The sequence below is a fragment of the Idiomarina seosinensis genome (genome assembly GCF_044797955.1).
In the GTDB taxonomy this organism is placed as follows: Bacteria; Pseudomonadota; Gammaproteobacteria; order Enterobacterales; family Alteromonadaceae; genus Idiomarina; species Idiomarina seosinensis_A.
On record NZ_CP085211.1, the window covers coordinates 398,620 to 411,402 of the forward strand.

Consider the following 12,783-nt stretch of genomic DNA (forward strand, 5'->3'; position numbering starts at 1 on the left):
ACTACCTTACAAAGAGGACTGGCAGCCGGCGACCACCGAGCGCCCCAGCTGATAATCAGAACAGCTGATCAGCCAGTTCAGCATACCTTGCTGGCCGTCAGGCGTCAGCAACACTTGCAGCGGTACTTCGTCGACTAACACGTCGGCTAACTCCAGCTGCAAACCGGCCGTTGCATCAATACTAAAGCGGTTGAGCTGCGCGGGCAGGGGATCCGGAATTAGCGGTAAACCCTGTTGGCCCGGTTGCGCGCAGCGTGCCAGCTGGCCTTCCAGTTGCCAGCACAGGGCAATCGCCAGCTGCATCGGTTGTGCGTAACGCAGCGCACTGGTCACTTTCGCCCGCTGGCTGTACTGGTGATAAGCGGGAATTGCCAGGGAGGACAGAATTGCAATAATGGCGATAGCCACCAGTAGTTCAATCAGGCTAAAGCCAGCTGCGGGTTTGCGTCGGGTGTTGCAGAAGTACATAGCGGCCTCCAGCGGGAAAGCCGCAACTATGGTCGCTGCCAGTTAAACCGGCAACTGTAACTTGTTGTCCGAGATCAGCTAATACGCATCGACAGGTCAATGGCAACGACATTTTTGGTCAGTGCGCCGGAAGAAATAAAATCGACGCCGGTTGCTTTTAACTCATCCAGACGGCTGTCCGTGATGTTACCTGACACTTCTAATAAAGCCGGTGTTTCAGCTTCGCGGTTGGTATTAACCGCTTGCTGCACGTCAGCCAGCGAGAAATTATCCAGCATGACAATATCCGCTTGTGCACCCAAAGCCTGCTGCAGCTCGTTCAGACTCTCGACTTCCACTTGCACCGGTTTGGCCGGGTTAAGCTGCCGCGCTTTGGTCACGGCGGCAGCAATGCCGCCGCTGGCAGCAATGTGGTTTTCCTTAATCAAATAGGCATCATAAAGCCCGAGTCGGTGGTTTTTACCACCGCCACAGCGCACTGCGTATTTTTGTGCCAGACGCAGGCCAGGCAGGGTTTTACGGGTATCCAGCAAGCGTGTCGCCGAGCCCTCAAGCTTGCGGCTGTATTTGGCCGTCAGGGTGGCAGTAGCCGACAATGTCTGCAGAAAGTTGAGTGCGGCCCGCTCACCGGTCAGCAAGGAACGGCTGCGGCCCGATAACTGGCAAAGTTGCTGGCCGGCCGCTACTGAGTCACCATCGTGTGCAAACCACTCTATGCGGACGTCGGCATCCAGTTGGCGAAAAACTTCATCCACCCATGCCTGGCCGCACAAGACCATGGGCTCACGGGTAATAATGGAAGCCTGGCTTTGACTGTCGCTGTCAATCAGTTGCGCGGTAATGTCCAGCGCCGCATCAACGGCGGATAAATCTTCCTCAAGGGCCAGGGTAACCTGTTGTTTCAACCACTGCACTTCTTGTTGAGAAAGAGACAAAACGGTTTCCATGTAAGCTTTACCTTTATAAAAACAATAACGATACTAGGGAGGTAAACTTTACCCGTTTGTACCTGCACTGAAAAGAGATAGCCAGAAAAAGCCTGTGATAAAAGAACACTATCTGCAAAACGCGACACACTATGCATCGCCTCATTACGATGCCCGCCCCGAAGCTGAAACCATTAGCTTGTTGGTCATTCACTGTATCAGCTTACCCGAAGGCCAGTATGGGACGCCCTACGTTAAGGATTTATTCTTGGGAACCCTGGATACCTCTGCCGGTTCCGGCTTTGAAGCACTGGACGGACTCAGGGTATCGGCTCATTTGGTTATCCGGCGTGATGGTCAAATCGAACAGTATGTGCCTTTTGATCAACGCGCCTGGCATGCCGGGCAGTCATGTTATGGTGGCCGGCAGCGCTGTAACGACTACAGTATTGGTATAGAACTGGAAGGAACCGATAAACAGCCTTACACTGCTGCTCAGTATCAACAGTTAATCACAGTGACTCAGTTACTAATGGCTCAGTACCCGGCGTTGACCCACGACCGTATTGTCGGTCATCAGCACATTGCCCCGGATCGCAAAACGGATCCTGGTGAGGGGTTTGACTGGGCGTATTATCTGACCCAACTACAAACCAACAACAAATAAAAATTGTAAGTTAAGGGAGATTTCATGGTACTCATTGCATTGCTAGTCGCACTGAGCATAGAGCGAATCACGCAGTTGCCGGCACCCTGGCAGGTGAATTTTTATTTATCCCGCTGGCTTAACTGGAGCGAGCAAAAACTTCAGGCTGCAGGGCATGACGAGAAGCTCCATCATCCGTTATTACAACTGCTTTGGCTGCTGACTCCGGCGATTTTGGCAGGGCTACTGGTGGTCTGGCTGGATCATTTACTGGTGACCTTTGTCTGTAGCATTCTGGCGTTGTTGCTAAGCTTTTCCTGTCAGCCGGCGCGCAATGCTTATAAAGCTTATTTAAAAGCCGCAAATCGCGGCGATAAGGAAATCGTCGCTGAGCAGCAGCAAAAATTGCAGCAACTGGCCGGGCAAAGCGCGGACAGCAGCGCCGAAGATGCCATCAGCTGGCTTAACTATCAGTATTACCTGGCGGTGATCTTCTTTTACATCGTCTTCGGTGTCTTTGGCGCCCTGGCCTATGCGTCAGTACGCGCCGCCGAAGTTCACTATCCACAACGTTTTCAGCAACTGCCGTTGCAGCGTTTACGCTGGGCTATCGATTTTATTCCGGTGCGGCTGGCAGGTCTGGGGCTAATGCTGGTCGGTCATTTTTCACAAACCCTGCCGGTATGGTTACGCTCTTTAACTGATGTTAACCGGGCAAATTCTGAGTTACTGGCCCAGTTTGCCCGCTGTGCAGAAGATCGCTCACATCACCCTGATGATAAGACTGAAGCTGTTACGATGCAGCTGGCGCTGATGAAACGGCAACAGTTACTATGGCTGTGTGTTATTGCGGTGCTGACATTAGCGGGAGCCTTAAGCTAAAAAACGGCGATTCGGCGGCACAGAAAAATTTGGGTTCTGGCCTCAGATCATTTAAACTAACCGCATCACTTGGTAAGACCAATTTACCTAAAGGCCAGCCGGGGTCACAAAGCGAATTTTATGTCGATTGAAACCATCAAAGTGGCAAAAATTTCCGATCAAATCGTTGCGCAACTAGAGGCAATGATTGTTGACGGGCGCTTGTCGGCCGGCCAGAAGCTGCCATCCGAGCGCGATCTGTCGCAACAGTTTAATGTGTCCCGACCGTCTTTACGCGAAGCCATACAAAAGCTGGAGGCTAAAGGTCTGCTGCTAAGACGCCAGGGTGGCGGCACCTTTGTGGCGGATAACCTGAGCGATAAAGTCAGTACACCGTTGTTCGAATTATTAGCAAAACATCCGGAATCACAGTTCGATTTACTGGAATTCCGTCACGCCCTTGAGGGAATTTCGTCATTTTATGCTGCCCTGCGGGGTACTGAAGCCGATCTGAATCGGATAAAGGCCAGTATGAACAGCATAATGTCGACGCGGGACAAGGATATCCCTCAGCAAGTTGAAGCGCTGGTGGGTTTTTACTTACGCATTGCCGAAGCCTCCCATAATGTGGTGTTGCTGCATGTGGTAATGAGTATGCAGGAATTACTGGCTGATAATATTAAGCAAAACCTAGAACTTTTGGCTCCAAACCCGCAGGTTCTGGAGCAATTGAACCAACATCGTTCACAAATTGCAGCGGCAATAGTGGACGGACAACCTGAGCAGGCGCGGGATGCATGTCATCAACATTTGTCCTATATTGAACAGGCATTGCTGGATATGACAAAAGAACAGTCTCGCATCCAGCGTTCGCTGCGTCGTTCCTGAAAGATTAAAAGGTAAGGAATAGCTATGAGTGAAGAGAAAAAACAAGACGTTGATCAGCAGGAAACTCAAGAGTGGCTTGACGCTCTTGAGGGTGTGCTGGATGCTGAAGGGCCGGAACGGGCTCATTTTTTACTGGAACAGCTGATCGACAAAGCCCGTCGTAACGGGGCGTATTTGCCCTATCGTCCGACCACGTCGTATCTGAATACCATCCCCGCCAGTCAGGAACCGACCATGCCGGGCAACCAGACCATGGAGTCGCGCATTCGCTCGGCGATCCGCTGGAATGCGGCAATGATGGTGCTCAGAGCCTCACAAAAAGGCGAAGAACTTGGCGGACACATTGCCAGCTTTGCGTCATCGGCGATGTTATACGATGTTGGCTTCAATCACTTCTTCCGCGCGCCGAATGACAAAGATGGCGGTGATTTCTTATTTATTCAGGGACACGCTTCACCCGGTATCTACGGACGCGCCTTTATCGAAGGCCGCCTGACAGAAGAACAACTGAATAATTTCCGTCAGGAAGTGGAAGGTAAAGGTTTACCTTCTTACCCGCACCCGAATCTCATGCCTGATTTTTGGCAGTTCCCGACGGTTTCTATGGGCCTGGGACCCATTCAGGCCATTTACCTGGCGCGCTTCCTTAAATACCTGACCGATCGCGGTATTAAAGATTGCTCTGAACAGCGTGTTTATTGCTTTATGGGTGACGGTGAAACTGACGAGCCGGAAAGCCTGGGTGCCATTGGCCTGGCGTCGCGTGAAGAGCTGGATAATTTAACCTTTGTTATCAACTGTAACCTGCAGCGTCTTGACGGACCCGTGCGCGGTAACGGCAAGATTATCCAGGAACTTGAAGGTAACTTCCGCGGGGCCGGCTGGGAAGTCATTAAGGTCATCTGGGGTCGCTACTGGGACCCACTGCTGTACCGCGATACCGAGGGTAAATTGCGCGAGCTGATGGAAGAAACGGTAGACGGTGACTATCAGAACTTTAAAGCCAAAGGCGGTAAGTACACTCGCGAGCACTTCTTCGGTAAGTATCCGGAAACGGAAGAAATGGTAGCTAACTTATCGGATGAGGACATTTGGCGCTTAAACCGTGGTGGCCACGATCCGGTCAAAGTGTATTCGGCTTACCATAAAGCGGCTAATACCAAAGGCCGTCCTCAGGTCATCCTGGCAAAAACCGTAAAAGGTTACGGCATGGGAACCGCTGGTGAGGGTAAAAACATTGCTCACCAGGTTAAGAAAATGGAAATGGACGCCATTAAGCATCTGCGCGACCGCTTTAATATTCCGTTTAAAGACGAAGAGCTGGAAAACCTTCCCTATTACAAGTTTGACGACGACAGCGACGAAATGAAGTACATGAAAGAACGTCGCGAAGCTTTAGGTGGTTTCATGCCGGTCCGCCGGGCAAACAGCGATGTTGAACTTGAAGTGCCGGCACTGAAAGCCTTCGATTCTGTACTGAAAGGTTCCGGTGACCGTGAAATTTCGTCGACCATGGCCTTTGTCCGGGTACTGACAGCATTGCTGAAAGATAAGAAAATTGGTAAACGAATTGTACCGATTATCCCTGACGAAGCGCGCACCTTCGGCATGGAAGGTTTATTCCGTCAGGTCGGGATTTACGCACACCACGGGCAAAAATATACCCCGCAGGATGCCGATCAGGTGGCTTATTACCGTGAAGATAAAAAAGGTCAGGTTATTCAGGAAGGCATTAACGAGCTGGGCGCAATGGCATCCTGGGTTGCTGCCGGAACCAGCTATTCACTGAATAACGAGCCGATGATTCCGTTTTATATTTACTACTCAATGTTTGGCTTCCAGCGCGTTGGTGACCTAGTCTGGGCTGCCGGCGACAGTCAGACAAGGGGCTTCTTAATTGGTGGAACAGCGGGCCGCACCACCCTTAACGGCGAAGGTCTGCAGCATCAGGACGGCCACAGCCTGATTCTCTTTGGTACCGTGCCAAACTGTATCAGCTACGACCCGACCTATGGTTACGAGATTGCGGTTATTGTCCAGGATGGCCTTAAGCGCATGTACGAAGATCAGGAAAACGTGTTTTATTACCTGACCGTAATGAACGAAAACTACCATCAGCCAGAGCTTCCTGAAGGTGCGGAAGAAGGGATTCTGAAAGGCATTTACGTGCTCGACCAGGTCAAGGCCAAAAATAAAGCCAAAGCCGATGTGCAGCTGATGGGTAGTGGTACCATTTTACAGCAGGTACGCGAAGCCGCTGAGATACTGGCCAATGACTTCAATATCAACTCGACTGTCTACAGCGTTACCTCCTTTAACGAGCTGGCGCGTGATGGTTTAGACGCGGAACGTCACAATATGCTGAACCCTGAGAAGGATCCGCAGAAAGCTTACATTACTCAGGTGATGGAAAAAGCTAAGGGGCCGGCCATCGCAGCAACGGACTATATGAAGCTGTATGCCGATCAGGTTCGCGCCTGGGTGCCAACCGCTTACCGGGTGCTGGGTACCGACGGTTTTGGCCGCTCTGACAGCCGTCCTAATTTGCGTTCGCACTTTGAAGTTAACCCGCAGTACATCGTAGTTGCTGCGCTTAAAGAGTTGGCAGATGCTGGCGAAATTGATAAGAAAGTGGTGGCTAAAGCCATTATTGATTTCGAAATTGACGTCGACAAACTTAACCCACGTAAAGCATAAGGAGTACGGAGATGGCCGATACAATCGAACTCAAAGTCCCTGACGTGGGCGGCGAAGAAGTCGAAGTCATTGAAATGCTGGTCAGCGAAGGCGATACCGTAGAACAGGAAGACGGTGTCGTTACGGTAGAGAGTGATAAAGCCTCGATGGATATTCCCGCCTCAAGTGGCGGGAAAATCGTCGAGCTGAAGGTAAAAGAAGGCGATACCATCAGCGAAGGCGACGTGCTGGCAATTCTGGAAGCGGCAGACGAATCAGCGGAAGCCGACGACAGTGACGAGTCGTCAGAACAAAGCGATTCAGAGCAACAGGATGATGAAAAGGAAAGCACTGAAGAGGATAGCGCTGAAGAGGAAAACACCAAAGACAGCGACCAGAAAGAGTCTGACGACACGCAGGAAAGTGAAGAGAAATCAAAGACCTCCTCATCGGACTCCGGCAGTTCTGAAGTAATCGACGTCGAAGTCCCTGACATTGGCGATGAAGAAGACGTCGAGATCATTGAAGTGCTTGTTTCTAAAGGCGACTCAGTGGCTAAAGAAGACGGTCTGATCACTTTAGAAACCGATAAGGCAACTATGGACGTGCCATGCCCGCAGGACGGCGAAGTTGTCGAAATGCTGGTTAAAGAAGGCGACAAGGTGTCTCAGGGCTCGGTAATTGCTAAGCTTAAAGTCGCCGCAGAAGGTGCCGAGGCTGATGAAAAGCAGGACAAAGGCTCAGATAAGGAGTCACACCAAGACACCGATAAAGAAGCCAAAGAGAGTTCTGCCGACAAAGCTGATAGCAGCGACAGCGACGACCAGGCGCAAAAGGATAAGAGCAAGGACAGCCCTGAATCATCAACTAAAGCCAGCGGTGAACGTAAGCCGCCGGTGCCTGATCATCCGACCGAACGTAAGGACAAACATACCATCCATGCGTCACCGGCTGTGCGCCGCGTGGCACGGGAATTTGGTGTCGACTTATCCCAGGTTAAAGGCAGTGGCCCGAAAGAGCGTGTACTGAAAGAAGATGTTCAGGACTACGTTAAATACGAGCTATCGCGGCCCAAAGCGGTCGGCGGCACTACCGGTCAGGGCGGTGGTCTGCAAGTCATCGATCCACCGAAAGTTGATTTTAGTAAGTTCGGTGAAGTTGAAGAAGTGCAGTTATCGCGTATTCAGCGCAAGTCCGGGCCTAACCTGCATCGTAACTGGGTGACCATCCCCCATGTTACGCAGTTCGACGAAGCGGATATTACCGAACTGGAAAAATTTCGGAAAAATGAAAACGAAGTGGCGAAAAAGCGGGATCTCGGCTTTAAAATCACCCCGCTCGTATTCATCATGAAAGCCTGTGCTAAAGCGTTGCGTGAGTATCCGACCTTTAACTCGTCGCTATCCGAGTCGGGCGAATCACTTTATATGAAAAAATACGTTCATATTGGTATCGCAGTCGATACCCCGAACGGCTTGGTGGTTCCGGTGATCCGTGATGTCGATAAGAAGGGCATTTACGAGCTATCCGAGGAGTTGCTGGAAGTTAGTGCTAAAGCCCGTGACGGTAAACTTAAAGCGGCTGATATGCAGGGTGGCTGCTTCTCAATCTCTAGCTTAGGAGGCATTGGCGGTACCGCATTTACGCCAATCGTTAATGCGCCGGATGTCGCCATTTTGGGCGTTTCACGCAATGAAATGAAGCCAAAATGGAACGGTGAAGAGTTTGAGCCGCGATTGACGCTGCCGTTGTCGTTGTCTTATGACCATCGCGTTATCGACGGAGCCGAGGCAGCGCGCTTTACCAGCTACTTAAGCGCTGTATTGGGTGATATTCGCAAATTGGTGCTTTAAGCACCAATTTGTACAGGAAATGCAACATAAATCGCGCTACAATACGCAGCACTGCGTACGCATCAATTAAGCGTTGACTGAGCCGGCCAGTGGCTCAACTGGCCGTGACAAACAAGGGGTTAACATGAGCAAGAAAATTAAAACACAAGTAGTGGTGTTAGGTTCCGGGCCTGGTGGCTATTCCGGCGCTTTCCGGGCCGCTGATTTGGGTCTGGATGTGGTTCTGATCGAGCGTTACAGCACCCTGGGCGGGGTCTGTCTGAACGTTGGCTGTATTCCATCTAAAGCCTTACTGCACATGACTAAGCACATCGAAGAAGCTCAGCACCTGGCAGCCGAAGGCATTGAGTTTGGTGAGCCGAAAATCGACTTAGATAAGTTACGCAAGCACAAAGAAAAAGTGGTCGGCCAACTGACCGGCGGCTTAGATCAGATGTCGAAAATGCGTAAAGTTAATGTCGTCAATGGCTACGGTAAATTTACCGGCAGCAACACCATCAAAGTGGAAGGTGAAGACGGCGAAACCGAAGTTGAGTTTGAGCACGCTATTATTGCAGTCGGGTCGCAGGCCATAAAGCTTCCCTTTATTCCGCATGATGACGAGCGCGTCTGGGATTCAACCGATGCGCTGGAACTAAAAGAAATTCCGGAAAAAATGTTGTTGCTGGGTGGTGGTATCATCGCTCTGGAAATGGGCCAGGTATACAGCTCTCTTGGCGCCAAAGTCGATGTCGTCGAAATGATGGACCAACTGGTGCCGCCGGCAGACACGGACATCATCAAGAGCTTTAACAAGCAGGTTAAAGGTCGCTTCGAAAATGTCATGTTAAGTACTAAAGCCACTAACGTTGAAGCGAAAAAAGATGGTCTTTATGTGACGTTTGAAGGCAAAAACGCACCCGAAGAAGCGGTCAGATACGATGTCATACTGGTGGCCGTTGGCCGTGCGCCAAACGGTGGTAAAATTGACGCCGACAAAGCTGGCGTGAAAGTTGATGATCGCGGCTTTATTAACGTTGACAGCCAGATGCGGACCAACGTCGATCATATCTTTGCCATTGGTGATCTGGTCGGACAGCCAATGCTGGCTCACAAAGCGACTCATGAATCGCACGTTGCCGCGGAAGTGATTGCCGGTAAAAAACATTTCTTCGATCCCAAGGTCATTCCTTCAATTATGTACACTAACCCCGAAGTTGCGTGGGCCGGTGTTACCGAAAAAGAAGCCAAAGATCAGGGTATCGAATATGATGCGGTAACTTTCCCCTGGTCAGCATCCGGCCGTGCTATTGCGTCAAACGCACAACAGGGTATGACCAAGCTGATCTTCGATAAAAACAACCGCATTATTGGTGGTGCTATGTGTGGTACCAATGCTGGTGAGTTGTTGGGTGAAATATGCCTGGCAATCGAAATGGGATGTGACGCCGAAGATATGGCACTGACTATCCACGCGCACCCAACTCTGCATGAGTCGGTTGGCCTGGCAGCAGAAATTCACGAAGGTGCCATTACTGATATGCCGAACCCTAAAGCGAAGAAGAAAAAGAAAAAATAAGGTCTGTCTGCCAGCTGTAACGGCAAATTGACTAACCAGGGACTGTATTTGTCATGAATACAGTCCTTTTTTTTGCGTGTCAGGCTGTAATGCGATAATTTTAATGACACAGTTGCTCGATAAAAAAACAACAAGGAGTCTGTTATGGCGAATGAGGGTTATCATGAACCTTATGAATTGCTATCCGATGAAACGCGGGATATGCACCGGGCCATCATTTCATTGATGGAGGAGCTGGAAGCCATTGATTGGTACAACCAACGCATCGACGTTTGTAAAGATGATGAGTTAAAAGCGGTACTTATCCATAACCGCGATGAAGAAAAAGAACATGCGGCCATGATGCTTGAATGGATTCGACGCAGAGACAATGTGCTGGATGACGAGCTGAAAGACTATTTATTTACTGATAAACCACTAAAGCACGATTAAAACAATAAAAAAGGTAACAACAATGAAGCTAAAATTAGCAACCGTGGCGGCAAGCGTTTCCATGGCTCTGGCTCTGGCCGCCTGCTCTCCACAACAATCCGGACAACAAGCAGAACAGCAGGCCGAACAGCAATCCGAAGCCGAGCAACAGCTGGCGTCGGGTGTGATACTGGAAAATTTTGACCACAGCGTTCGTCCCCAGGATGACCTTTATCAGCACGTTAACGGTAGCTGGATAAAAGAAACTGAAATTCCTTCGGATCGTTCCTCTATCGGGACATTTTATGATTTGCGCGAAGAAAATCAAAAGCGCCTGCGTAAGATCATAGAAACGGCAGCCAACTCGAAGCCGGAAGCGGGTACCAATGAGCGCAAAGTGGGTGATTTCTTTAATGCCTATATGGATACTGAAACCTTAAATGCGCTGGGTGCTAAACCCATTGCTTCTGATCTGGAAGCCATTGCTGCTCTGGATAGTCATGCAGCAGTCGCTGCGCACATGGCGCGGATGACCCGGCAAAGTGTTTCGATGCCATTTGCGTTTTATGTTTATCCGGATGCCAAAGATCCTCAAACTAACGCCATGTACGTTACGCAATCCGGCCTGGGTCTGCCTGACCGTGACTATTATCTAAAAGAAGACGAAAAGTTTGCCGAGTTTCGTGAAGCGTACCGCGATTATGCGGCAGATATCCTCGAGATGGCTGGTGTCGATAATGCCGAAGAAGCCGCTGAGCGCATTTTGCAACTGGAAACTAAGCTTGCCGAAGCCCAGTGGTCCCGGGTTGAAAGCCGCAATGCCGACAAAACGTATAATAAAAAATCAGCTGACGAAGTAGCGTCTTTAATGGGCGACTTTGACTTTTCCGGTTGGCTCGGCGCAGCCGAGCTTGCTTCGGTTGAAGCTATGGTTATCCGCCAGCCGTCTTATTTTGAGGCTTTCGGAGATATGTTTACCGACGTTGAACTGCAAGCCTGGAAAGATTACCTGAGCTTTCGTATGGTCAACGACGCAGCTCCAATCCTTACGGAAGACTTTGCCGAACGACGTTTTGCTTTTTATGGCGAAACTTTGCGCGGTATTCCCGAGCAGGAACCACGCTGGAAGCGCGGTGTTGATGCAACTAACAGCATCCTTGGCGAAGTTCTCGGACAGGTTTACGTAAAAGAATACTTCCCGCCGGAAGCAAAAGCTAAGATGGAAACTCTGATTGAAAATCTGCGGGAGGCTTATGCCGACTCGATCAACAATCTTGAGTGGATGACAGCCGATACTAAGAAAAAAGCGCTGGATAAACTGGCTAAATTTGATCCTAAGGTCGGTTATCCAAACGAATGGCGGGATTACAGCGATCTGCAGATCTCAGCCACGGATTTGGTCGGTAATTATAAAGCTTATGCCGAATTTAATTACCAGGAAGAAATTGAAAAAATTGGTGGCCCGGTTGACGAAGAAGACTGGGGTATGACGCCACAGACGGTTAACGCCTACTACAGTCCGGTGCGTAACGAGATTGTTTTCCCGGCCGGGATACTACAGCCACCATTTTTTGATATGGACGCCGAAATGGCGGTTAATTACGGTGGTATCGGTGCCGTTATTGGTCACGAAATGGGCCACGGCTTTGATGACCAGGGCTCTAAGTATGATGGCGAGGGTAATCTGCAGAGCTGGTGGACAGAAGCAGACCGTGAAGCCTTTGATGTCCGTGGTCAGCAGTTATCCGACCAGTTCAGTAATTATGAGCCGATTGAAGGCCTCAATATCAAGGGTGATCTGACTCTGGGTGAAAACATCGGCGATCTGGCCGGCTTAACCATTGCTTATGAAGCCTACCAAAAATCGCTAAATGGCGACTCATCACCGAAGCTGGATGGGTTTACCGGTGAGCAGCGGGTATTTATTGGCTGGGCACAGGTCTGGCGCGGTAAATACCGTGAAGATGCGGTTCGTGAACAAGTGATGAGTGACCCACACTCGCCGGCTAAATATCGGGTAAACGGTACTGTGGTTAATATTCCGGCGTTTTACCCCGCTTTTGATGTCAGCGAAGGCGACGAGCTTTATTTACCACCGGAAGAACGGGTAACGATTTGGTAATTAAGCGAAAAGTGTTAGAGTGTCGGGTATGAAACATCTCGCCATTCTTATTATAACTGTTGCCAGCTTGCTGGTGGGGACCTTGTCCTCGCCAGCAAGCCATGGCGCAGTGATGGCTGCCGAAACCCCAGCTCAGTCAGGCAGCCACGACTGCTGTCCTGACACTAAGGCCGAACAACAAACGGAATGCCATAATGAAGCATCGTTTTGCCAGCACTGTGAGCAACACTGTGCCGGTCAAATTGGCTTAATCAGTGGTATCGCACCACACCTTTCTCAGGCATCAGAGCCTGTTTCTTCTGCAACCATTGCAGCTTTAGCTGCGCGAAAAGAACCTCTAATCCGCCCACCGAAATAATCCACCGTTGACAGAA

General features: G+C 50.3%; 11 protein-coding genes. 9 read left to right on the top strand and 2 right to left on the bottom strand.

Annotation, left to right across the window (positions count from 1 at the left end; genetic code table 11):
• Positions 1-6 precede the first annotated feature (6 nt).
• Entirely contained in the window at positions 7-468 is a 462-nt protein-coding gene (locus tag LG288_RS01915) for a prepilin-type N-terminal cleavage/methylation domain-containing protein (RefSeq protein WP_404401484.1), read from the bottom strand.
• A 74-nt stretch (positions 469-542) separates the two neighbouring features.
• The gene (gene nadC / locus LG288_RS01920) at positions 543-1,415 is read right to left on the bottom strand and encodes a carboxylating nicotinate-nucleotide diphosphorylase (protein ID WP_404401486.1); all 873 of its coding nucleotides are present in this window, start codon (positions 1,413-1,415) and stop codon (positions 543-545) included.
• A 94-nt stretch (positions 1,416-1,509) separates the two neighbouring features.
• Between nadC and ampD the strand changes: the two genes are divergently transcribed.
• The 9 genes from ampD (at position 1,510) to LG288_RS01965 (ending at position 12,767) form a co-directional block, all read left to right on the top strand.
• Entirely contained in the window at positions 1,510-2,061 is a 552-nt protein-coding gene (ampD, locus tag LG288_RS01925) for a 1,6-anhydro-N-acetylmuramyl-L-alanine amidase AmpD (RefSeq protein ID WP_404401488.1), read from the top strand.
• Positions 2,062-2,085: 24 nt separating this feature from the next.
• Positions 2,086-2,922 carry a regulatory signaling modulator protein AmpE gene (ampE, locus tag LG288_RS01930; protein ID WP_404401490.1) on the top strand — a complete coding sequence of 279 codons (837 nt, stop codon included), beginning with the start codon at positions 2,086-2,088 and terminating at the stop codon, positions 2,920-2,922.
• A 120-nt stretch (positions 2,923-3,042) separates the two neighbouring features.
• Positions 3,043-3,789, top strand: coding sequence for a pyruvate dehydrogenase complex transcriptional repressor PdhR (gene pdhR, locus LG288_RS01935; protein WP_404401492.1), 747 nt, complete (start codon positions 3,043-3,045; stop codon positions 3,787-3,789).
• A 24-nt stretch (positions 3,790-3,813) separates the two neighbouring features.
• The gene (gene aceE, locus LG288_RS01940) at positions 3,814-6,486 is read left to right on the top strand and encodes a pyruvate dehydrogenase (acetyl-transferring), homodimeric type (RefSeq protein ID WP_404401494.1); all 2,673 of its coding nucleotides are present in this window, start codon (positions 3,814-3,816) and stop codon (positions 6,484-6,486) included.
• Positions 6,487-6,497: 11 nt separating this feature from the next.
• On the top strand, positions 6,498-8,318 hold the full coding sequence (aceF, locus tag LG288_RS01945) for a dihydrolipoyllysine-residue acetyltransferase (protein ID WP_404401496.1): 1,821 nt from the start codon (positions 6,498-6,500) through the stop codon (positions 8,316-8,318).
• A gap of 124 nt (positions 8,319-8,442) precedes the next feature.
• The gene (gene lpdA / locus LG288_RS01950; RefSeq protein WP_404401498.1) at positions 8,443-9,876 is read left to right on the top strand and encodes a dihydrolipoyl dehydrogenase; all 1,434 of its coding nucleotides are present in this window, start codon (positions 8,443-8,445) and stop codon (positions 9,874-9,876) included.
• Between the two features lie 144 nt (positions 9,877-10,020).
• Complete coding sequence (locus tag LG288_RS01955; protein WP_404401500.1) at positions 10,021-10,308, top strand: encapsulin-associated ferritin-like protein; 288 nt, start codon at positions 10,021-10,023, stop codon at positions 10,306-10,308.
• 22 nt (positions 10,309-10,330) lie between these two features.
• On the top strand, positions 10,331-12,409 hold the full coding sequence (locus LG288_RS01960) for a M13 family metallopeptidase (protein WP_404401502.1): 2,079 nt from the start codon (positions 10,331-10,333) through the stop codon (positions 12,407-12,409).
• Positions 12,410-12,437: 28 nt separating this feature from the next.
• Positions 12,438-12,767, top strand: a complete 330-nt coding sequence (locus LG288_RS01965) for a hypothetical protein (protein WP_404401504.1) — start codon at positions 12,438-12,440, stop codon at positions 12,765-12,767.
• Positions 12,768-12,783 lie beyond the last annotated feature (16 nt).